We start from the raw sequence: 20,168 nt of genomic DNA, 5'->3' as shown, positions 1-20,168 counted from the left end.
GCTTTCGTAAATAGGAAACCTTAGAGTCATGCTCTTATATTCTAACATAAATCGACATGAAGACTGCATTAATTTCCGGGCTGCTGGGATTTGCCAACAACATGATCCGGGACAGAATCCGGACTTTCGGCCGGCCATGTCAGTTCATACTTGAGGTGCTGCTGAATATATTGAAATATAGTCCCGATATCATATTTTATTCTTCCGCAGAAGGAAGGAGCAATGAACGAATGAGCGACGAGATCAAACAGCTGGAATACGCCATTAGTGAAATTATGGAGATCGCTGACGGCTTCGGCCTGGATTATTATCCGATGCGTTACGAAATTTGTCCGGCGGACATTATTTACACCTTCGGTGCTTACGGGATGCCTACCCGTTTTTCACACTGGAGCTTCGGCAAAACGTTCAACAAAATGAAAATGCAGTACGACTTCGGCCTGAGCAAAATCTATGAGCTGGTCATCAACTCCAATCCGTGCTACGCCTTTTTGCTCGACGGCAACTCCCTGATCCAGAACAAGCTCATCGTGGCCCACGTCTTGGCGCACTGCGACTTTTTCAAAAACAACTACCGCTTCTCCGCCACCAACCGCAACATGGTCGAGAGCATGTCGGCCACCGCGGAGCGAATCAGCCAATACGAACTCGAGCATGGCACCGAAGTCGTGGAGCGCTTCATCGATGCCGTACTGGCCATCCAGGAGCATGTCGATCCGCAGCTGATCAAGCCGCAACACCTGGATAAGCAGCGCTACATGGAAATGAAACTGAAAGCGCAGAAGGAGTCCGGCAAAGTGCAGACCCAGCCCGGCGAGTACGACGACTTGTGGAGCCTCGATCACAAACCTGAGCCTGAGGTCCAGGAAACAGCGGTTAACCGTAAATTCCCGCCTGAACCGGAAAAAGACATCGTCTGGTTCATCCAGGAATTTTCCGAAGTGCTGGAGGACTGGCAGCGCGACATTATGACGATGCTCCGCGACGAAATGCTCTATTTCTGGCCTCAGATGGAGACCAAAATCATGAACGAAGGCTGGGCTTCGTACTGGCATCAGCGGATCATCCGCGAGCTGGACCTGACGAGCGACGAGACGATCGAATTCGCCAAGCTCAATTCTTCGGTCGTGCAGCCGTCCCGGCACAGCCTGAATCCATACTATTTGGGGCTGAAAATTTTCGAGGACATCGAGCGCCGCTGGGACCATCCGACCAAGGAGGAAATCGAATTCGGCGGCCGGAAACCCGGCCAGGGCCGTGAGAAAATTTTCGAGGTGCGCGAATACGATTCGGACACTTCCTTTATCCGCAACTACATGACGAAGCAGCTGACCGAGGATCTGGACCTGTACGTCTTCGAGAAAAAGGGCCCCGAGTGGAAAATCACCGACAAAAGCTGGGAAAACATCCGCGACCAGCTCGTCTTCGCCCGAGTCAATGGCGGCAGCCCTTACCTCGTCGTCGAGGACGGCGATTACCTGCGGACCGGCGAGATGGTGATCAAGCATATGTATGAAGGCATTGAGCTCGACCTGAAGTACATGGAGCGCACGCTGCCTTACGTGTACCAGCTGTGGGGCCGCGCCGTGCATCTGGAGACCATCGTCGAGGACAAAAAGGTCATGTTCTCCTACGACGGCAAGAAGCTGCATCGGCGGTTCGTGTGAGTGGAGTTCTCTCGCCCACTTTGCACTTTAGCCCGTAGCAGTCTTCTTATTGCATGATCAAAGAAGCGGATCTTACTGATGCCAAATGTTGAGCTTCGATGACCGCTCCGATGCCGGATCGTTCTTCCGATCGCTGTTGCCCCCAGATTTCCCGGATCGGTAACATGCCAAGGTGGAAATCCGGGGACAAAGGCGACCGCTGACCGCTTCTCCAGAACGATTCCGTCCTCTCCGCTGACCACTGTATCTCTAAGCCGCTCTTAGGAGCAGATCTTGTAAATGCATACGTTGAGCCTTGAAGCCGCTCATTGGGCAGATCATGTAAATGCAAATGTTGAGCTTCGATGACCGCTCCGATGCCGGATCGTTCTTCCGATCGCTGTTGCCCCCAGATTTCCCGATCGGTAACATGCCAAGGTGGAAATCCAGGGACAAAGGCGACCGCTGCCCGCTTCTCCAGAACGATTCCGTCCTCTCCGCTGGTGCGTGCAAATCCGGTACGTGTAATTAACATCAAATACCTCTGGACCAAAAGTAATCTTTACGCAAAAACCTCCCGAGCTGCATGGTGAACCCTATGCACGCTTGAGAGGTTTTTGGTTTGGTAAGGAAAAGCCCGAACAACCGACAACTCAATCACTAACTCCCATTGATGACCTTTATTCCTCCCTATTGAAATGTAGCTTCTGACTTCCCAACTTTTTTGGGCTTTATCCTTATCCCCAAAATGATAAAGGCCACATAAATTACGATTGCAACCGAGTCAATTAACGTATCCGTAACGGACGAAGCGTCTTGAAATGCGGTTACGCCAAGAATGACCATCAGCCGTACGCTCAGAAGCGACACGATCATCCAAGCGGCAAACCGGACCTTCGATCGATCGCCTTGGAATGACATCCATATAAAACTGACCCCGAAAACCAGATTTTCCGCCGTGATGATGTGCCAAACATACATGAATACCGTCCGTGTCCCCATGGAGATCGCACTTATCTGGATCTCCGGAAGAACAGCGGATTGCCCGTTCCATGCGTGCGTAGCGGCAAACAGTACCGCAAATATGCCTGCGATCAGGTAATAAAAATTGCTAACCTTGATGATCATCACATCCCTCCCCGAAAATTTCCGTTTCCTTCTTACGGATACCCTGATAAATTTCGCGCACGATCTCCGCCAGCCGCTGGTCTTTTTCTGGATTGAAGTCTCTTAATGTATCGGCGGCTGCGTCGAGCAGCTGACTGACCTTCTGAAGATGATCAATCTTTTTGCGTGTCTCGGCATTCTTGGCATCGAGGAACGCAGCAACCTCCTGGTAGTGAGCAGGGTCTACCTTTTCCATCCTGTGGAACCCAAACTTCCCCTTAATTTCGTCAAGAGAAAAGTCCGCGTACTGCATAATTTGAATGTTCATCAAGTCGATGAGGTCGTTCTTCGAGTACCTGCGGTACCGATTGTTTTCCCGGGTCGGCGAGACAATTCCGAGACGGTCATAATAGCGGAGCGTATCCTTCGGGATTCCCAGCATCCGTGAAGCTTCTTGCATAGAATAAAGTTTTTCCATGAGTTCACAATAACATTGGAGCAGACTTCAAGGTCAAGTCGGTTTTTACATTTTTTTCTTATAAAAAATCAAGAATCGCTATCTACCTCCATTCCTTGAAGTTCTCCAGCCAGGCGGACTGAACTCCGGGGCTCGCTAACTATACAAAAAAGCCACCACATTGAGTGGTGACTTAATTTCTAAATATGACCGCCATCGCCTCGAGCATAAAGCCTGATCAGCACGTTCCAAGTTTCCCCTGATAACATGCCTGCTACAAAGCACTGCCCCTTGCCCACTCCCGTCCTTGCGGTGCTGCACAGCCACCGCAAGGACCTTACTCCTCCCACTCGCCGCTGGCAGCAGCGGAGCGGGCGGAATCATGCCGGAGAAGCGGCAGCGGTCGCCTTTGTCCCCGAATTTTTACCTTCGATTCCATTCTCCAAAAATTCGGGGGCAACAGCGATCGGAGGCATGATCCGCACGCGCAGCGGGCTTCCCCGCACACATGCGCTCATCCATCGAGCGCTCTACGCGCAACCTGAAGAGCCGCCGCTCTGCTTCGAAGCATTAGCCCGCGCTCACCGTCGCCCGCACGAAGCCTGCTCAGCTTCACGCATAGCACGCGCCAGCCGAACGCTCTGCACCAAAGCACAGCCCTATGCCATGCCCCGTCCTTGCGGTGCTGCACAGCCACCGCAAGGACCTTACTCCCTCCACTCGCCGCTGGCAGCAGCGGAGCGTGCGGAATCATGCCGGAGAAGCGGCAGCGGTCGCCTTTGTCCCCGAATTTTCACCTTTCATTCCATTTCCAAAAAATTCGGGGGCAACAGCGATCGGAGGCATGATCCGCACGCGCAGCGGGCTTCCCAAGCACGCACAGTACGCGCCAGCCGAACGCTTTGCGGTGCTGCACAGCCACCGCAAGGACCTTACTCCACCACTCGCCGCAGGCAGCAGCGGAGCGGGCGGAATCATGCCGGAGAAGCGTTAGCGGTCGCCTTTGTCCCCGAATTTTCACCTTCGATTCCATTCCCAAAAAATTCGGGGGCAACAGCGATCGGAGGCATGATCCGCACGCGGAGCGGGCTTCCCAAGCACGCACAGCACACGCTCCGCCGCTGACCGCGGCGATCACTTCAGGTGGACCATATACGTCACATTGTTCGACTTCTCGCCTTCGTACACAGTCTGGTACACCATCAGCGACTTGCCGTCCGGGCTCCAGACAGCCGGGGAGTCATAGGCCTGAATTTCCGTGGACAGCGGCGTCGTTTTGCCGCTCGCCTTGTCGAACACGTACATACCTTTCATGCCCTGCTCGCCTTCGGTGTACACCGAGAAGGCGATTTTGCTGCCGTCCGGCGACCAGCTCGGCCGGCCGAGAAGCGTTCCTTTGGCCACGGTTCCCAGCTTCTTGCCGCTGGCATCGATGAGCTGAAGCTCGGCGTCCTTGGTCGTGTTCCACTCGCGTCTCTCCAGGGCGATCGCGCTGCCGTCCGGCGACAGGCTGAATGTCACGACGCCTTCCTGGATCGTCTTGGCCTCAGGCGCCGATGCCGTAAACGACTTCAGCACGGTGTAGCCTGCATGGACGCCCAAATAGTAATAACGGTCGCCCGCTTTGCTCGCCATGCGCGGCACGTTGTCGGACAGCTCCGGATCCGAGAATTGGACCGGGGTCCGTTTGCCCTGCAGGTCGATCAATTGAAGCTTGCTGTCATCCGTGCTGACGAGGATATGCTGCGGATCGGTCCAGAACATATCGGACAGCATGGAGAATGCGCCCGTTTTCGTTACGGTTCCGGAAGCCGCATCCAGGAGATAACCCCCGATATCATACTTGTCTTTCGGGTTGCCCCCCGTAAAAAAGACATGCTCCCCGTCCGGCGACGCGGCGGCCAGATATTGACCGGCCGTGGCCGGATTTTCCGTCAACTTGCGTTCGATATTGGAGGCAAAGTCATGGATCATCAGCACATGATTTCGTTCCACGATGGCTTCGTGGTCCGACAGCCAGGTCCGGCCGTACACGTCTTTAAGCTTTTCGATTTGCTCCACCTGGATTTCTCCGGTATTTTTCCGGCCTTCGGCGGCCGTATCTATAACGGTGATCTGCTTGCCCGGCTTGTCGATGACCTCCCGGCTTGCATTGCTCTGCGGCGAACCGCAGCCCGCCAAAAGCGCACCTGCCATCATCACGCCGATCACTGGAGGAAGTAGTTTATGTCGTTTCATCTTGAGCTTCATCCCTTCCTGATTTCTTACCCCCATCCTACACGCCAATGATATCCGGCATACGTCGAAATGTTTCCAAGTTGTAAACTTTTATTGAAAAAGGCATCAGCTAAGCGCGGTTCATTCCCTTGGGAGAAACATCGGCTATGTTCTCCTAGTTCTCCCGGCTGGCGTGCCGCGGAAACGTAACGGTAAATTCGGTTTCGTCCGCATCAGAACGGATGAGTTCAAGCCGGCCCCCCTGCTTCTCCGCGAGCTGGGACGCCAGCGGCAGGCCCAGGCCGGTTCCGCCGGTAGAGCGGGCGCGGTCTTGGTGCAGCGTGGAGAACGGCTCGAACAGATGCGCCCACCATTCCCGCGGAATGATCCGTCCCGTGTTACGGACCGATACGCTCACTTCGTCTCCCGAAGCCCGGCTTTGAATGACAATCAGGCCGCCGGGCCGGTTGTATTTGATCGCATTATCCAGCAGATTCATAAAAATATGAATGAAATGGTCCCGGTCTCCCCACACCCGGGCAGGTACGAGGTCGGTCTGTATCGTTAAATCGTATTTGGTGGCCTTGGCGCTGATCCGGGATACGACATCCTGCAGCAGATCCGCAAGCTCCACCTCTTCCGCCTGGGATTCAAAATCATACTTCTCCAGCAGCGACAGGCGCAGCACATCCTCGACCAATTGATACAACCGCTCCGACTCTTTGGCAATTGCACTGCGCGCTTCCTCGATCAGCTGCGGATCGTCACCGTACATGCCCAGCAAATCCGTATAAGCCTGGATCGACGTCAGCGGTGTTTTAAACTCGTGGCTCACGTTATTGATAAACTGCTTCTGCTGCTGCTCGAGCGCCTGCAGCTTCTCCACGGCCAATTGCAGATGGTGCTTTTCCTCCTGGAGCGCAGCCATATGCCCTTTGATGTCACGGCTCATATGCAGAATGCCGGTTCCGAGCTGCCCGAGCTCGTCTTTCCGCCGCAGCGGGGAGCGCTCCGGGTACTCCCCGCGGGAGATTCGGTCCGCCTCCGCCTTCAGCTTCACGATATCCCTGACCTGACGGTATACATAAATAAATCCCAGAATAAAGCTCAACAGCAATACGATGCCGCCTGTCCAGACCAGCCGGTACGCCATCCGGTTATAAAATTCATGCTGCGCCTTCAGCGACGTATGGAGCTGGACAACCCCCAGCATGCCGTCAGGCCCCTGCATCGGCGCAAGATAGATCAGGGAATCCGCTTCGGTAATGTAGGCGATTTTACCTTTCAGCGCATAAGACAGGGCATCTCCGACATCCGGTTTTTCCGCCAACGGCAGGGAATTGCCCACCTCTTGACCCTTCGCGTCGTACAGGATCACCCGCATGTTGGTGGAAATGCCAAGGTCCACGGCCAGCTCCTGCCCCTGTTTTCCCATAAAATCCACCGGTTTCAGCCGTTCGCCCGTCAAATAATCCTGCTTGACCCTCATTTCGGCCACGTCGGCCTGCCGCTGCAGGCTCTCTTCCATCTGCTCGCGCTGATTGGTCTTGATTCCGCTGAGTACAAGCCAGCTGAGCACGCCGGTCGTAAACACCAGCAGCACTGCCAGGAACAGCGGAAACTTCCATTTCAGACCGAGGCTCATGTGCCCTCCTCCAGCGCCTTATAGCCGATCCCGTATACCGTCTGCAGCATATAGTGGGCGTCGCCCAGCTTTTTCCGCAGCCGCTGGATATGAATGTCCACCGTTCGGGTGCCCCCCGCATACTCCATGCCCCATACGAGATCCAGCAGATCCTCACGGGTGTACACTCGCCCGGGGTGAAATACGAGCAGCGACAGCAGATCGAATTCCTTCGGCGTCAGCTCCAACAGCCGGCCGCTGATCTCTGCTGTGCGTTTGGCAGCATGAACGGTCAGCTGTCCAAGCACGGCCTTTTTCCCGTCCGGCGCAGGCGCAGGATCTTCCACTTTATCCAGCCGGCGGACGATCGATTTCACCCGTGCGACCAGCTCGCGGATATCGAACGGTTTGGTCATAAAATCGTCGGCCCCAAGCTCCAGCCCCAGAACCTTGTCAACGATATCGTTTTTAACGGTCAGCATCAAAATGCCGAGTCCCTTGCGGTTTTCCAGCCGGCGCAGCACCTCATAGCCGTTAGCCTTGGGCATCATGACGTCCAGCACCAGCATATCGGGGCGGAAGGCATCCGCCTGCTGCAGCGCCTCCTCACCGTCCGCGGCCGTTTCAACGACGAACCCCTCCCGTTTGAGCGCATAGGAAATGGCGCTGCGGATGCTCGGCTCATCGTCGGCCACCAGAACTCTTTTTTCCTCCATCGACTATCACGTCACTTTCATCCGTTGATTATAAGCGGTGCCTGATTTTCTACCATTATAAGATATTGTGCACCATTCACAACATTTCTTGACCTAAGCACATACCCTTTGTAACACCCGGAAATTAAACGCAATCATAAATGACCAGACAGGACGCAAAAAGGGACATGCCTGCCCGGCACATCCCTTCCCCCTATTTTAACGCGATTGATCTTCAGAAACCTTCACTTTACCGGTCGATTGGCGGATAACCAGGCTGGCCGGCTCCATAATTTCCGGCGGCGAGTATTCCGGATTTTCGATCATGGAGATCAGATGCTCAATCGACCTTGCGCCGATATTGTGTATGTTCTGGTTCACAGTCGTCAGGCTTGGCTTAAACACCTTGGCCTCAAAAATGTTGTCAAAGCCGACAACCGAAACATCCCCGGGAACGGAAAATCCCCATGCTTCAATTTCATGAATCGCCCCCATCGCAGCCATATCCGAAGTACACACGACAGCGGTAGGGGGAGCCTGAAGATGAAGGAGCTTCCTCATGGCGACCATGCCGCCTTCAAAAGAATAATCACACACTTCCAGATATTTGTCCCTGTATTCGATGGAACAGTCCGCAAGGCCCTGCTTGTATCCCTGAAGCCGCCGTTCGGCTACCGCATGGCCGAGGGTACCGGCGATATAGGCGATATCCCGATGACCCAGCCCGTACAGATGGGAGACGGCCATACGAACGCCGTTCACATTATCCGACGTAATATTTCCGACCCGGTTTCCCATGACGTCCGTATCCACAAACATGGTAGGAATATCGGAGCGGATCAATTCGCCGATAATCCGATGGTCCCGCTCCACGCCAAAGATGACGACCCCATCCAGGTTTCTGCTCTCGCAGTGGTCGATAAAAGAATAACTTTCGTCGTTAAGCCGGGCAGAGAGGCGCATGAGATCATAGCCGCTATTCTCCAGCGCCGTTTTGATGCCTTCCAGCAGCTCGGCCACATAGGGGTTCGTAAAGGGAATGTTGATCAGCACACCCACGGTCCACGATCTCCCGGTGACGAGTCCGCGTGCAATGGCATTGGGCCGGTAACGAAGAAGCTCAATCGCCGATTTTACTTTTTTCCTTGTTTTATCGCTGACGTCCGGATAATGGTTAATGACTTTGGAAACGGTTGCGACAGATACTCCAGCCTCTTTCGCCACATCATGAATGGAAGCCACTATACAATCACCTCAAATACAAATCAGTTGCCGATCAATTCAAAAATTTACGATTTCAAATATTCATGATGACGAATCTATTATACCTGAATGGCGAATGATGAGGTACTGGAACAAATGAAGCTTCCTTGACGCTCCTCGTCGGCGTTTACTGGTGATTCTGAATCTCCGCCAGATCCAGCGTCAGCTTTTCGATCGTCTTCACGAAAGCCGCCAGCTCCTGGGAGCTCTCCGCCTGTGCCCTTGCATGGACCGATGTCTGCCGTGTTTCCTGCTGCACGCTCTCCAGCCGGACCATGATGCCAGACACTTTATCCTGGATCGTCTCCAGCGCTTCCCGCGAATGGGCCGCGAGCTTGCGCACCTCGCCGGCTACGACGGCAAAACCTCTGCCGGAATCCCCGGCATGCGCCGCCTCGATCGCCGCGTTCAGTCCGAGCAGATGCGTCTGGTCGGCGATGCCCTTGATCAAGCCGCCCATGTTCTCGATTTGGGTGACATCCTCCTGCAGCTCGTCCATCAGCGAATGGGCCAGGTCCTGGGAAGCCGCGGTCACTTTCGCCGTCTCGGCGATTTGGCCGGCACTCTCGTTCAGCTCGGCAATCATGCCGGTCAGCTGCTGAACAACTTCGGTTACCGCCCGGAGCACCTGCTCCCGCTCGTCGGCAAGCTCTTGGATCTTTTCCTTTTCCTTCATATCATAAGCTTCCAGAACCAATTGCGAATCGAGGTTAAACATCTTGGTCAGGGGATGGATCACCTCGATCCAGCGGTCCGGAATAGCCTTCTTGAACAGCTCAACAGCGATGTCCAAATAAACCATGTAGCTGCCGAGATAATAATCCGTATTTAAGCCAACGCGCGAATGTACCAGCCCGATGGCGATTCTTTTCTCCAGAAACGGCTCGTCAATTACACCTTCAGCCAGCGACATCCAGTATTCCCGCTGGGTCGTCTTCAGCCTGTCGATCGTCGTTTTCCGTTCAATGATGCGCATGAGCTCCGGCTCCGAAGTGATATGCCGATAAAAATGGTCCACGACTTCATCGACCACCTTGCTGAATACGGGCTGGTGCGTCCGCAGAATCTCCAAATCCTTTTCCGTCAGTCCAATAAATTTCAGCTGCTTATGCCGCGCTTCCGATACTTGAATCATGTAGAATGGCTCCTTTGGAATTTCCCTGATTATACCAATTTTAAACAATCTAACTTTGTCTATTATAGTCTATATCGACGACTAAACAACTAAAATATAGTGCATCCGACTTATATTTTTAGTACGGCTTTACGAATGAATTGGTATAGCTCGCGGTCCATTCCAAAATGGAGGGCCTGGTCGGAGTGATCCCGGTAATAGCTTTCCGCCGACCGGCTCAACAGGTCATAATCACCAGCTGCATCCTGGAAGCAGCTCTTCCATCGTCTTGCAAGGTCTAAAACGACAGGATCGTGTTCCGGCGTTCCCTTCCCCATTTCCGAGCGGAACCCGGAAATCAGCGTCCGGAATTCTTCATCCTTCTCCTTCATTTCTTCTGAATTCAAAGAAGTATAATTCCGCTGGATTTCCCTTACCATCTCCCGGCTAAAATGCTTGCACCGGCTTATATTGATCATTTGCACGACTTCTATGAACCTGGTGGAGTCAACGGGCTGTCCGATCTGCATCAAACTGTAAATATCGTTTAGGCAATCCCTTACGTCCAGCTGCATTTGAATATGTTCATTAATGCGTGCAAGCTGGTGTTCCAGCAAATGTAAGGGGTTGAATTCCGGATCGCTGATCGACCGCTTCACTTCTTCCAGCGAAATTCCCAATTGTTTAAGTAAAATGATATGGTGAAGCCGCAGCAAATCGTTCTCTACGTACAAGCGGTGACCTTTTTCCGACGTGAGTGTTGGATGCAATAAGCCGATCTCGTCATAATGATGGAGCGTCCTGACAGTTAGGCCGGTTAATTTGGCGATTTCTCCAACTTTCCAGGTTTTCATCGTTCTGTTCCTTTCTGTAGGCTTGATGAGGGTTATGGGATCGTTCTTCTCCCTTGCAATATGTCGAGCAAGCTCTGAATCTCAATGGGACTAAATCCGTATTTCTCCCCGCAGTGGCTGCAGACCACTTCTGCCGGCTCCGCCTGCAGGACGAGGCTGGCCAGCTCCTCCCGGTCAAGGCTCAGCAGCAGGCCGCTAAGCATTTCCTTTGAACATTCACAGTACCACTGCAGCGGCTTGGTTTCCAGAATCGCCCCTCCTCTCGGCGGGCTCAGAAGCAGCTCATGATGCGCTTTATCTTGTTGATAACGGCTCAGCATAAAATCGCTGCCATTCACCATTTCCTTTACTTGCTGCATCAAACCTGGATTTCCGCCCGGGAGCAATTGCGCCAATATTCCTCTGGATGAAGATACCCGCTGCTTCTGATGATCTATGCAAAGGTTTATGGTAACCCACGTCAATGTTTGTTCGCTTTGGCCATAATAATGGGAAATATCATCCGTGATATTGGCGTAAGGCATATCCGTAATTCCTGTAAACATCCGATTCGTTCCTGTTTCCTGCACGACCTGCATGGTGCCCCTGCTCCCAATAATCTGTTCAAGCGATAAGCCGTCCGAAGGCAGTTGGAACCACTTTTCACTGAGATATCCCCGAACGTTACCGGAAACGTCTGCATCCGCAAATATGTTTGCGCCGGGGCTGCTTGTCTTGATTTTCAGTCTCATCTGCTGCGGCTCTTTTAAAAGGCCCGCAATCAGCCCTGCCGCCGATACGGTTCTGCCTAATGCCTCTTTCATCACCGGGCTCATTGTTCTTCGATTAAAGAGTTGTTGGAGCAAATGGGTATTATCCATAAAAATGATACGGACTTTTCCGTCAAACGCAATCGATTTTGCAATCCAGCTGCTCTGCATTTTCTACATTCCTTTCCGTGATTCCAGTATCCCCACATCTTACTTCCTAACGTTACGTGAGGTTCAAGACCCGAAAAAGAAAAAAACATAAAAAAATGGCCCCCGAAATGAATCAGGAGCCATTTGACGCTGGAATTTATACGGTTTCGGCTGATTACCGGTTCAGTAAGCTTCCCACATAGCGCAGCAGCTCGTTCGCGCATACCGGGCAGTAGCCGTGCTCGTCGATCAGCCGTTTGCTTACCTCGTTAATCCGCTTGAGCTGGGCGGCATCCGGCGTTTTGGTCGACGTCGTTATTTTTACGATATCCTTGAGGTCTGTAAACAGCTTCTTCTCGATCGCTTCGCGCAGACGGTCATGATTATGGTATTCGAACTTTTTGCCCTTACGGGAATAAGACGAAATCCGGATGAGGATTTCTTCGCGGAACGCTTTTTTGGCATTTTCGGAAACGCCGATCTGCTCCTCGATGGAACGCATCAGCCTTTCGTCCGGATTCATCTCTTCGTCGGTGAGCGGATCGCGGATTTTCGTCCAGTTGCAGAACGCCTCGATGTTGTCGAGGTAATTCTCGAACAGCGTTTTGGCCGACTCCTCAAAGGAATAAACAAAGGCCTTCTGCACTTCTTTTTTCGCCAGCTCGTCGTATTCTTTCCGGGCCACCGCGATGAAATTCAGATAACGCTCCCGTTCGTCCTTCGTAATGGAGGCATGCTGGTCAAGTCCGTCTTTGATGGCCCGCAGCACATCCAGCGCGTTAATGCATTGAAGGTCCTGCTTAATCAAAGCACTGGAAATCCGGTTGATGACATACCGCGGATCGACGCCGGACATGCCTTCTTCCAAATATTCAGACTGCATTTCCTTCAAATCGGCTTCTTTATAGCCTTCAATCTCTTCGCCATCGTACATTCTCATCTTTTTGACGAGGTCCATTCCCTGCTTCTTCGTCTCCTTGAGACGGGTCAGAATGGAGAAAATCGCGGCGGAACGCAGCGCATGCGGCGCAATATGGATATGCTTCATGTCGCTTTGCGAAATGAGCTTGCCGTAAATTTTTTCTTCATCCGATACCTTCAGGTTATAAGGAATCGGCATGACGATCATCCGGGACTGCAGCGCTTCGTTTTTCTTGTTGGCGATAAAGGCCTTGTACTCCGATTCGTTCGTGTGGGCAACGATGAGCTCGTCGGCGGAAATAAGCGCGAACCGGCCTGCCTTGAAATTGCCTTCCTGCGTGAGCGAGAGCAGGTTCCACAGAAACTTCTCGTCGCATTTGAGCATTTCCTGAAATTCCATCAGGCCGCGGTTGGCCTTGTTCAGCTCTCCATCGAAACGGTAGGCACGGGGGTCAGATTCCGAACCGTATTCCGTAATGGTAGAAAAGTCGATGCTGCCAGTCAGGTCGGCGATATCCTGGGACTTCGGATCTGAAGGGCTGAATGTACCGATCCCGACACGGCTGTCTTCCGAGATCTGCACCCGGGTGACGGGCATTTTCTCGATGTCGCCGTCGTATTCGGTCTTCAGGCGCATTTGGCAGGAAGGGCATAAATTGCCTTCGATCCGCACACCCAGTTCTTTTTCCACTTCTGCCCTCAGCTCCAGCGGAATGAGATGAAGCGGTTCCTCATGCATCGGGCAGCCGTCAATGGCATATACCGCGCCTTGCGGCGTTCTCGAAAATTTCTCAAGCCCCCGCTTCAGCAGGGTTACAATCGTCGATTTCCCGCCGCTGACCGGCCCCATCAGCAGCAGAATCCGTTTACGGACGTCGAGCCTGCGGGCCGAGGAGTGGAAATACTCCTCCACCAGCTTTTCAATGGCACGATCCAGACCGAAAATTTCCTGTTCAAAAAATTTATAACGTTTATGGCCGTTGACCTCTTCCACGCCGTATGATTTGATCATGTCATAGACGCGGGCATGCGCCGTCATCGCCGGTGATGGGTCCTGACGAAGAAGGTCGATGTATTCTTTAAAGGTGCCATTCCATGCCAGTTGATCGCTCTCTGCCCGATATGCCGCTACGCGTTCGAAAATATCCATGCAAGTACCTCCTATGACTCGGTTATGAAATCGCAAGCTACTCCTACAAAATGCGTCAAGGGTCAACTGCTCCCATCGATTCTTAAAAAGTGTATTACATACCTATGCGGGACCGTGGGATTAGTTGACCTCTTTTTTCGCCCATGTCAGATTGTCTTTTTCTATAAAAGCAAGGGTGCTGCGACTTTCCCGGCGGGATATCTGCCCTTAGGATTCGGGTTCTTCATTTGAAATGATATAATGAACAAAGAATTCAGAAGCGGATCACCGCAGAAGGAGAGCCTGAACATGTCCGTCCAGCATGAAACCGAACTTTACGAGCCATTGAAGGCTTTTTTTGAGCGGCAGGGCTACGAGGTCAAAGGCGAAGTTCGCCACTGCGACCTGGTGGGCCTGCATCCGGACGAGGAAGAGCCGCTGATCGTGGAAATGAAAAAGACGTTCAACCTCTCCCTGCTGCTGCAGGGAGTCGAACGTCTCAAGCTGAGCCCTCATGTATATTTGGCGGTAGAGCGCAACCGCAGCAAACGGGGTGCCGTGAACCAGCGCTGGGATGACATCACCGGTTTATGCCGCAGGCTGGGCGTCGGTCTGATCACCGTCACCTTCTATAAAACCAAGAAGCCGCTGGTGGAAGTGCTCTGCGAGCCGGGAATGCCTTACGTGCCAACCCGCAGGATGAAAGTCCGCAAGTCCCGGCTGCTCTACGAATTCCGCGAACGCAGCGGCGATTATAACGTCGGCGGCACCACCCGGGCAAAGCTGATGACGGCTTACCGGGAAAAAGCGCTTCGCGTCGCCGGCGCCCTCGCAGGCGCACCGGAAGGCGGCCTGTCGCCCGCGCATTTGCGGGAGAAAAGCGGCGTGCCGAATGCGGCGGCCATCCTGCAGAACAACTATTACGGCTGGTTCCAGCGGATCTCCCGCGGCCGCTACCTCCTGACGCCAGCAGGCACCGCCGATCTCGAGCGCTATGCCGGCATCCTGGAGACGGGGGCATCCAGTTTGCCCGCTCTTGTGGAAACGGCGAAGCCGGCACGTGCCTCACGCCGCAACAAGACTTAGCTGCGCGCCGTAAATTCGCCGATCGCTTCGCCGATCAGATTCATGCCCAGCAGCAGCTCGTCACGGCCGGGGTGGGTGAAATTCAGCCGAATCCAGCCGCTTCCCCGCCCGTCCGGGTAGCACAGCGTGCCGGGGAGAAAAGCTGCGCCCTTACCCAAGGCGCATTTCAAGAGGGCCAGACTGTCCAGCCCATCCGGCAGCTGAAGCCAGATAAACATCCCCCCTTTGGGGATGACGTAGCTGGCATCCTGCCATGCCGGCCGCTGCAGCAGCCCGTTCATCAGCTTCAGGCGGGTGTCGTATTCGCGGTTCAGCATTTTGATATGCTCATGAATATCGAAAGCGGAGGATTCCAGCATGTTGTGCAGGAAGCGCTGGTTCAGCGTGCTGGACTGCCAATCGGCCAGCTGCTTGGCGGCGGCCAGCATATCGATCAGCGGCCTGCTTCCGGCGGCCCAGCCCGTACGCAGCGCCGGGGCGATCGTTTTGCTGAACGAACCGATGTAGAGCACCCCCTGTCCGCTGCCCGAGCCGTCCAGCGCAAACAGGGAGGGGTACAGACTGGTGAATTCCCGCTGCGATAACTTTTCAAAATAAAGATCCCCGTAAGAATTGTCTTCTATAATGAGGATACTGTGCTCCCTGCACAGGTCAAGCACTTCCTTGCGCCGCTCTAAGCTCCAGAGGACCCCCGTCGGATTGGAGAAGTTCGGTGAGGCTACCAGCAGCTTCGGCTGCGTCCGCTCAATCTGTTCCAGCAAACGTTCCGGAATCAGGCCATTCTGGTCGCTGTCCACCGGAATAACGACAGCCCCCTGCATCTTGAACACCTGCAAGTATCCCGGCGAAGCCGGACTTTCCACAAGCACGCGGTCCCCTGGCTCCACATAGACGCGGGCCAGCAGATCCATTGCCTGCTGCACGCCGGTCGTCAGCAGAATTTGATCCGGACCCACATCGATGCGCTTGGTGCGCTTCCAGTCCTCCGACAACCATTCGCGCAACGGCAAAAAGCCCTGCGGCTCCCCATACTGAAGTGCCGTAGGACTATTCGAAATCACTGCTGCCGCTGCTGCCTCCAGAGAAGATACGGGAAATAACTCTTCGGCCGGAAGCTCCTCTGCAAAAGAAATGAAGGATTCCCGATTTGCCAAGGACCGGATGAGATGAAGCGGTGACGACAGCATGACCTCCGTACGGGCTGCAAAGGAATACTGCATGGTCTCTCCTCCCATTTATCTCTTATTGGGTTCGGTCTCTCTATATAATTTACAACCCTAAAGTATGTATTCAGAGACGCATGGAATTATGCCGTATTCAAATGTACATCGCTCGCTTCTGACGTGAATGAAGCGCAAATTTTTCGATGGCCTGGGCACGGGTGGACACCCCTAGCTTGACGTAAATTTTGCGCAGGTAGTTATCGATGGATCTTCGGCTGACGGTAATTTCCGTTGCGATCTTATCGTAGGTAATCCCCTGTACGATCCGTTCCATAATAAAAATCTCCGTCTCGGTCAAATCAAACATCCCTTCCGCCGAGGGAGCCGCCTGCATCTGCCAGATCCCCTGCTTCAGCCATTCAATCGGCAGGGCGGCAAAGCCTTCGCGCAGCCCGTCGATCATCAGCATGAGCTGGGAGGCCGAGGCCTGTTTCGACAAAATTCCGCTCCCCCCGTGATGAATGATCGGATGCAGCAGCTTCAAACCGTCATGATCCGTCAAGATGAGGACATGGCTCTCCGGAGAACTGCTCTTCAGCTTCTCCAGCAGCGGTTCCGCTGTTCCCTCGGGCATCTGGTAGTCCAACAGAACCAGATCGGGCTGGTGCTCGATCACCAGCACCAATCCTTCGTCCCAGGTTGAGGCCATCCCCGTTACCTTCAGATTCTCCCGTTCCTCCAGTATCAACTTGGTGCCCAGCATACTTGTGGGGTGGCTATCGATAATCACAACCCGCCAAACTCTCGTCATTTCAATGGTAACCTCCTGGTACTGATCGTATTGAATATAAAGTACAGCAGCGTTTCTCCTCCGCTCACAAGCGCGTTAAACGCTTGTTTTAAGACGTTTCTATTTTCATATCAAGGCTCGCTAAACGGTTATGTATAATATAAATCTATCAGTCTTAAACAGATTGTATCGCACCCCTATTATTTCGTGCAATCTATTTTTAGGTATTTTTATGACTTGTATTCATTTTTGCGAAAATAATAGGGTAATGATAGAATGGGGACTGGAAAAAAATCAACGAAAACCGAGGTGATGACATTGCAAACTTCGACAGGGCCTTCCGTACCATTCGGAAACCAGCCCAAGAGGGAGAAGCAACCCTCCGTCAAGTTCGTGCTCCTGATATGGATACTGCTGATTGTACTGGGCATCGGCGCTGCCTATTTATATAGCAATCATGTGAAACAGGAAATGATAAAGCAGCTTCAGGCAAGTACGGAAAACCAGATGAACGATTTAAAAAAAAGTTACGAGGCTCAGTTTAACGAACTGGCGGGGCAAGTTAAAGAGCTGGAGAGCAAGGTGCAGTCCTTTAACGAACTGCTGACGTTCACCAAGGATAACGCCACGAGCAAAACCGATAACAGCAACAAACTGTACACCCAGCTGAACGAAGTGAAGAAACAGCTGGACACGCTGCAGAAAAAGATGGATCTGCTCAAATGAATGTAAGCATCAAACAGATCAACCGCTTTTTTCTGCTCGTGACCGCTCCGTTCGTTGGATTGTTCATCTATTTGCTGTTCAGCCTAGGTCCACTACATATCCAGGTCGATACCGCAGCGTACGTTCCGGCAGATACGCTCAAGCCGCATACCGACTCGCTGCTGAAGGAGCTGGACAAGGCCGACAAAACTGTGAAAGTAACCATTTCGTCCATCAGCAAAACGTCCAGACTATACAAGCAGACGACTTCAGCGATGAATGCGATCGAGGCAACGGCCAAGACACAAGCCGGACGTCCCGAGTTCATCTACAATAAACGGATTACGTCCAAGCTCGGCGTCCCTATTGAACGCGTCGATAGCGACCGAATCCGGATCGAGCTCTACAAGGTCAACCCGGGTGTGTATAATGGATATGCCATGAAGGTGAAGCTCAAGGATCCCTCTGCCATGGGCATGAGTCTTGCCAAGGACAAGCTGGGAAGCTCCGAAACGACGCTGCAGGCCGTAAGCCGGCACGGCGCCGTGGCCGGGATCAATGGCGGAGGATTTGCCGACAACAGCGGCAAGCGTTATCCGCTCAGCACCACCGTCATGAACGGAGAGTATCTCACGGGATTCCAGTCCAGCTTCAAGGATCTCTTCTTCGTGGGGCTGAACAAATCCGGCAAGCTTATCGGCGGCAAGTTCCAGAATCAATCCGAACTGGACCGCCTGCAGCCCAAATTCGGGGCGACCTTCGTGCCGATGCTGCTAAAAAACGGCCAGCCCGTTGAAATCCCGCTCAAATGGAAGCAGTCTCCCAACCGTGCGCCGCGGACCGTGATCGGCAAATACAAAGACGACCAGCTGCTGATCATCGTCGTGGACGGGCGCAACGAAAACGGCAGCTCGGGAGCCACCCTCCAAGAGCTGCAGAGTAAAATGTTCCATCTCGGCGTCATCGATGCCTATAATCTGGATGGCGGTGGCTCTTCGACCCTGGTGCTGAACGGCAGGGTGGTCAACCACCCGTCGGACGGCAGCATGCGCCCGGTCCCGACCAACTTTTTATTTTATAAATAATGTATCCTTAAGCTGCAAAAAAATTATGAACAAAATGACGAATTCATTTATTTTTCCAGCAAGTGTGGGTATAATAGGCTTATTGAGCAATGGTAGTTCAGCGGGAGGTGGCCTTAAATGTCGTTCTCATTAACTTTTTGGATTTGTATGGTGGTGCTGCTAATGTTCCTGGTCGGCATCCTAACCGCAGCTTATAACGATGATAAAACTAAAGGACTGTAAGGCCGAAGAGGCTTCCTGTATAGGAAGCCTTTTTTCATGGAAACCTGATCCATAAAAGCGAACCAGGTTATTAACAGACCTGGCTATAAAAGAAAAACACCACGAAAACTCGTGATGCCCAAATGAATGTTATGCATGCTTTTGCAATTGCAGCATGTCGGATTGACACTGGCCGCAAATATACCGCTCTTTGAATTCCGTCACCTCGTCCATCGAACCGCAAAACACGCATTTCGGACGGTAACGCTCCAGAATGATGTGGTCCCCCTGCACCAGAATCTCGACAGGATCTCCTTCGTTCATCTGATAACGTTTTCTAAGCGACTTCGGCAGGACGATTCTTCCGAGCTGATCTACCTTGCGTACAACACCGGCAGGTTTCATGTTCAACACCTCTCCCTATGACTAATCGAATGTAAAGTGATTAGAAAGTACCCCCTGTGATCATTATTCATACTTTCCAATCCAGAAATATGGGTCTTTTCTAATAGTTCGATGTGACGATGTCGAATCCTGCTCCGGATTAAAATTTTATTACTTTATTTTAGAAGCTGAATTTTTCCGTGTATTGTATCTAAATACAGTCCTTATTCCATCCCCGGATAATCGAGCTGCCGCAGCGCTTCATACACGATGATCGCCGCCGAATTGGACAGGTTCAACGAACGGACCTTATCCGTCATCGGCATGCGCATACACGTATCAGGGTTGGCGGCAAGCAGTTCCTCCGGAAGTCCCTTCGTTTCCTTGCCGAACACGAGAAAATCCTCGTCCTGGAACTGAAAGTCCGTGTATCGTTTGTCGGCTTTTGTCGTCGCATAGAAGAAACGCCGGCCGGCGTACATCTCCTGCACCTCTGCAAAAGATTCATGGTATTCAATATGAACCGCATACCAGTAATCCAGACCCGCGCGCTTCAACGTCGCGTCATCGGTGCGAAAACCAAGTGGCTTCACGAGATGCAGGTGAGCTCCCGTCGCTGCGCAGGTTCTGGCGATATTGCCGGTATTAGCGGGAATTTCAGGTTCAACAAGTACGATGTGCAATGCCATAGATCGTTTTCCACTCCATTCATTTTCTATACAAAATGAACTAAAGGCTACTCATGCTTCACCTTTTTAGTTCAAATGATATTGCTAAAGTTTAAAAAGCCTCTCGCCGAAAAACGGCGAAAGGCGCTCACTCATGGAT

21 protein-coding genes are annotated in these 20,168 nt (G+C 52.7%); 5 read left to right on the top strand and 16 right to left on the bottom strand.

Annotated features, from left to right (window positions below; all coding sequences use genetic code 11):
* The first annotated feature begins 230 nt into the window (after positions 1-230).
* Complete coding sequence (locus tag ABIE48_RS03605; protein WP_192716501.1) at positions 231-1,667, top strand: SpoVR family protein; 1,437 nt, start codon at positions 231-233, stop codon at positions 1,665-1,667.
* A gap of 46 nt (positions 1,668-1,713) precedes the next feature.
* On the opposite strand, the gene ABIE48_RS03600 is transcribed toward ABIE48_RS03605, so the two are convergent.
* The 4 genes from ABIE48_RS03600 to ABIE48_RS03585 form a co-directional block, all read right to left on the bottom strand.
* A complete protein-coding gene (locus ABIE48_RS03600; protein ID WP_192716500.1) occupies positions 1,714-2,181 on the bottom strand; it encodes a hypothetical protein in 468 nt (155 codons plus the stop codon).
* Positions 2,182-2,336: 155 nt separating this feature from the next.
* The gene (locus tag ABIE48_RS03595) at positions 2,337-2,774 is read right to left on the bottom strand and encodes a hypothetical protein (RefSeq protein ID WP_192716640.1); all 438 of its coding nucleotides are present in this window, start codon (positions 2,772-2,774) and stop codon (positions 2,337-2,339) included.
* Complete coding sequence (locus ABIE48_RS03590) at positions 2,758-3,213, bottom strand: MerR family transcriptional regulator (RefSeq protein ID WP_354518311.1); 456 nt, start codon at positions 3,211-3,213, stop codon at positions 2,758-2,760. The genes ABIE48_RS03595 and ABIE48_RS03590 overlap by 17 nt, the downstream gene beginning before the upstream one ends.
* A 377-nt stretch (positions 3,214-3,590) precedes the next feature.
* Entirely contained in the window at positions 3,591-3,728 is a 138-nt protein-coding gene (locus tag ABIE48_RS03585) for a hypothetical protein (RefSeq protein WP_192716498.1), read from the bottom strand.
* 143 nt (positions 3,729-3,871) lie between these two features.
* Between ABIE48_RS03585 and ABIE48_RS03580 the strand changes: the two genes are divergently transcribed.
* The gene (locus tag ABIE48_RS03580) at positions 3,872-4,204 is read left to right on the top strand and encodes a hypothetical protein (protein ID WP_192716497.1); all 333 of its coding nucleotides are present in this window, start codon (positions 3,872-3,874) and stop codon (positions 4,202-4,204) included.
* A gap of 140 nt (positions 4,205-4,344) precedes the next feature.
* Here ABIE48_RS03580 and ABIE48_RS03575 read toward each other — a convergent pair whose 3' ends face one another.
* The 8 genes from ABIE48_RS03575 to ABIE48_RS03540 all read right to left on the bottom strand — a co-directional run bounded on the left by ABIE48_RS03575 (position 4,345) and on the right by ABIE48_RS03540 (position 13,947).
* On the bottom strand, positions 4,345-5,448 hold the full coding sequence (locus ABIE48_RS03575) for a TolB family protein (RefSeq protein ID WP_192716496.1): 1,104 nt from the start codon (positions 5,446-5,448) through the stop codon (positions 4,345-4,347).
* A gap of 154 nt (positions 5,449-5,602) precedes the next feature.
* Positions 5,603-7,072 (bottom strand): sensor histidine kinase, encoded by a 1,470-nt coding sequence (locus ABIE48_RS03570; RefSeq protein ID WP_192716495.1) that lies wholly within the window; start codon positions 7,070-7,072, stop codon positions 5,603-5,605.
* Positions 7,069-7,767 (bottom strand): response regulator transcription factor, encoded by a 699-nt coding sequence (locus ABIE48_RS03565; RefSeq protein WP_192716494.1) that lies wholly within the window; start codon positions 7,765-7,767, stop codon positions 7,069-7,071. Before ABIE48_RS03565 ends, ABIE48_RS03570 begins: the two co-directional genes overlap by 4 nt.
* A gap of 198 nt (positions 7,768-7,965) precedes the next feature.
* A complete protein-coding gene (locus tag ABIE48_RS03560) occupies positions 7,966-8,988 on the bottom strand; it encodes a LacI family DNA-binding transcriptional regulator (RefSeq protein ID WP_192716493.1) in 1,023 nt (340 codons plus the stop codon).
* A 148-nt stretch (positions 8,989-9,136) separates the two neighbouring features.
* Positions 9,137-10,144 (bottom strand): globin-coupled sensor protein, encoded by a 1,008-nt coding sequence (locus ABIE48_RS03555; RefSeq protein ID WP_089545748.1) that lies wholly within the window; start codon positions 10,142-10,144, stop codon positions 9,137-9,139.
* A gap of 110 nt (positions 10,145-10,254) precedes the next feature.
* Complete coding sequence (locus ABIE48_RS03550) at positions 10,255-10,977, bottom strand: MerR family transcriptional regulator (protein ID WP_192716492.1); 723 nt, start codon at positions 10,975-10,977, stop codon at positions 10,255-10,257.
* A 32-nt stretch (positions 10,978-11,009) separates the two neighbouring features.
* Positions 11,010-11,897: an Hsp33 family molecular chaperone HslO gene (locus ABIE48_RS03545; RefSeq protein ID WP_192716491.1), complete on the bottom strand. Its 888-nt coding sequence runs from the start codon at positions 11,895-11,897 to the stop codon at positions 11,010-11,012.
* A 154-nt stretch (positions 11,898-12,051) separates the two neighbouring features.
* Complete coding sequence (locus ABIE48_RS03540) at positions 12,052-13,947, bottom strand: PrkA family serine protein kinase (RefSeq protein WP_145025428.1); 1,896 nt, start codon at positions 13,945-13,947, stop codon at positions 12,052-12,054.
* A 288-nt stretch (positions 13,948-14,235) separates the two neighbouring features.
* On the opposite strand from ABIE48_RS03540, the gene ABIE48_RS03535 reads away from it, so the two are divergent.
* Complete coding sequence (locus tag ABIE48_RS03535; protein ID WP_192716639.1) at positions 14,236-15,012, top strand: DUF2161 domain-containing phosphodiesterase; 777 nt, start codon at positions 14,236-14,238, stop codon at positions 15,010-15,012.
* Here the strand turns inward: ABIE48_RS03535 and ABIE48_RS03530 are convergent.
* Positions 15,009-16,232, bottom strand: a complete 1,224-nt coding sequence (locus ABIE48_RS03530; protein WP_145136222.1) for an aminotransferase-like domain-containing protein — start codon at positions 16,230-16,232, stop codon at positions 15,009-15,011. The genes ABIE48_RS03535 and ABIE48_RS03530 overlap by 4 nt on opposite strands.
* 97 nt (positions 16,233-16,329) lie before the next feature.
* Complete coding sequence (locus ABIE48_RS03525; protein ID WP_076170630.1) at positions 16,330-16,986, bottom strand: response regulator transcription factor; 657 nt, start codon at positions 16,984-16,986, stop codon at positions 16,330-16,332.
* A gap of 297 nt (positions 16,987-17,283) precedes the next feature.
* Between ABIE48_RS03525 and ABIE48_RS03520 the strand changes: the two genes are divergently transcribed.
* Complete coding sequence (locus tag ABIE48_RS03520) at positions 17,284-17,691, top strand: hypothetical protein (protein WP_483312679.1); 408 nt, start codon at positions 17,284-17,286, stop codon at positions 17,689-17,691.
* Complete coding sequence (locus ABIE48_RS03515; RefSeq protein WP_192716489.1) at positions 17,688-18,755, top strand: phosphodiester glycosidase family protein; 1,068 nt, start codon at positions 17,688-17,690, stop codon at positions 18,753-18,755. Before ABIE48_RS03520 ends, ABIE48_RS03515 begins: the two co-directional genes overlap by 4 nt.
* 351 nt (positions 18,756-19,106) lie before the next feature.
* On the opposite strand, the gene ABIE48_RS03510 is transcribed toward ABIE48_RS03515, so the two are convergent.
* On the bottom strand, positions 19,107-19,361 hold the full coding sequence (locus ABIE48_RS03510) for an AbrB/MazE/SpoVT family DNA-binding domain-containing protein (RefSeq protein WP_076170632.1): 255 nt from the start codon (positions 19,359-19,361) through the stop codon (positions 19,107-19,109).
* A 203-nt stretch (positions 19,362-19,564) separates the two neighbouring features.
* Positions 19,565-20,029, bottom strand: a complete 465-nt coding sequence (gene trmL, locus ABIE48_RS03505) for a tRNA (uridine(34)/cytosine(34)/5-carboxymethylaminomethyluridine(34)-2'-O)-methyltransferase TrmL (protein WP_076170633.1) — start codon at positions 20,027-20,029, stop codon at positions 19,565-19,567.
* Between the last annotated feature and the right edge of the window lie 139 nt (positions 20,030-20,168).

Source organism: Paenibacillus sp. OAE614 (assembly GCF_040546645.1).
GTDB classification, from domain to species: domain Bacteria; phylum Bacillota; class Bacilli; order Paenibacillales; family Paenibacillaceae; genus Paenibacillus_AQ; species Paenibacillus_AQ favisporus.
Note: the sequence above shows the minus strand (reverse complement) of the source record. Positions and strands in the feature narration are given on the sequence as shown.

Excerpts from the sequence above, each read along its gene's own strand:
- ABIE48_RS03550 (WP_192716492.1), bottom strand. The coding sequence starts at position 10,977 with ATGAAAACCTGGAAAGTTGGAGAAATCGCCAAATTAACCGGCCTAACT.
- ABIE48_RS03540 (WP_145025428.1), bottom strand. The coding sequence starts at position 13,947 with ATGGATATTTTCGAACGCGTAGCGGCATATCGGGCAGAGAGCGATCAA.
- ABIE48_RS03600 (WP_192716500.1), bottom strand. The coding sequence starts at position 2,181 with ATGTTAATTACACGTACCGGATTTGCACGCACCAGCGGAGAGGACGGA.
- ABIE48_RS03565 (WP_192716494.1), bottom strand. The coding sequence starts at position 7,767 with ATGGAGGAAAAAAGAGTTCTGGTGGCCGACGATGAGCCGAGCATCCGC.
- ABIE48_RS03580 (WP_192716497.1), top strand. The coding sequence starts at position 3,872 with ATGCCATGCCCCGTCCTTGCGGTGCTGCACAGCCACCGCAAGGACCTT.
- ABIE48_RS03555 (WP_089545748.1), bottom strand. The coding sequence starts at position 10,144 with ATGATTCAAGTATCGGAAGCGCGGCATAAGCAGCTGAAATTTATTGGA.
- ABIE48_RS03575 (WP_192716496.1), bottom strand. The coding sequence starts at position 5,448 with ATGAAACGACATAAACTACTTCCTCCAGTGATCGGCGTGATGATGGCA.
- ABIE48_RS03595 (WP_192716640.1), bottom strand. The coding sequence starts at position 2,774 with ATGATCATCAAGGTTAGCAATTTTTATTACCTGATCGCAGGCATATTT.
- ABIE48_RS03510 (WP_076170632.1), bottom strand. The coding sequence starts at position 19,361 with ATGAAACCTGCCGGTGTTGTACGCAAGGTAGATCAGCTCGGAAGAATC.
- ABIE48_RS03590 (WP_354518311.1), bottom strand. The coding sequence starts at position 3,213 with ATGCAAGAAGCTTCACGGATGCTGGGAATCCCGAAGGATACGCTCCGC.
- ABIE48_RS03585 (WP_192716498.1), bottom strand. The coding sequence starts at position 3,728 with ATGAGCGCATGTGTGCGGGGAAGCCCGCTGCGCGTGCGGATCATGCCT.
- ABIE48_RS03530 (WP_145136222.1), bottom strand. The coding sequence starts at position 16,232 with ATGCAGTATTCCTTTGCAGCCCGTACGGAGGTCATGCTGTCGTCACCG.
- ABIE48_RS03570 (WP_192716495.1), bottom strand. The coding sequence starts at position 7,072 with ATGAGCCTCGGTCTGAAATGGAAGTTTCCGCTGTTCCTGGCAGTGCTG.
- ABIE48_RS03545 (WP_192716491.1), bottom strand. The coding sequence starts at position 11,897 with ATGCAGAGCAGCTGGATTGCAAAATCGATTGCGTTTGACGGAAAAGTC.
- ABIE48_RS03525 (WP_076170630.1), bottom strand. The coding sequence starts at position 16,986 with ATGACGAGAGTTTGGCGGGTTGTGATTATCGATAGCCACCCCACAAGT.
- ABIE48_RS03515 (WP_192716489.1), top strand. The coding sequence starts at position 17,688 with ATGAATGTAAGCATCAAACAGATCAACCGCTTTTTTCTGCTCGTGACC.
- ABIE48_RS03605 (WP_192716501.1), top strand. The coding sequence starts at position 231 with ATGAGCGACGAGATCAAACAGCTGGAATACGCCATTAGTGAAATTATG.
- trmL (WP_076170633.1), bottom strand. The coding sequence starts at position 20,029 with ATGGCATTGCACATCGTACTTGTTGAACCTGAAATTCCCGCTAATACC.
- ABIE48_RS03535 (WP_192716639.1), top strand. The coding sequence starts at position 14,236 with ATGTCCGTCCAGCATGAAACCGAACTTTACGAGCCATTGAAGGCTTTT.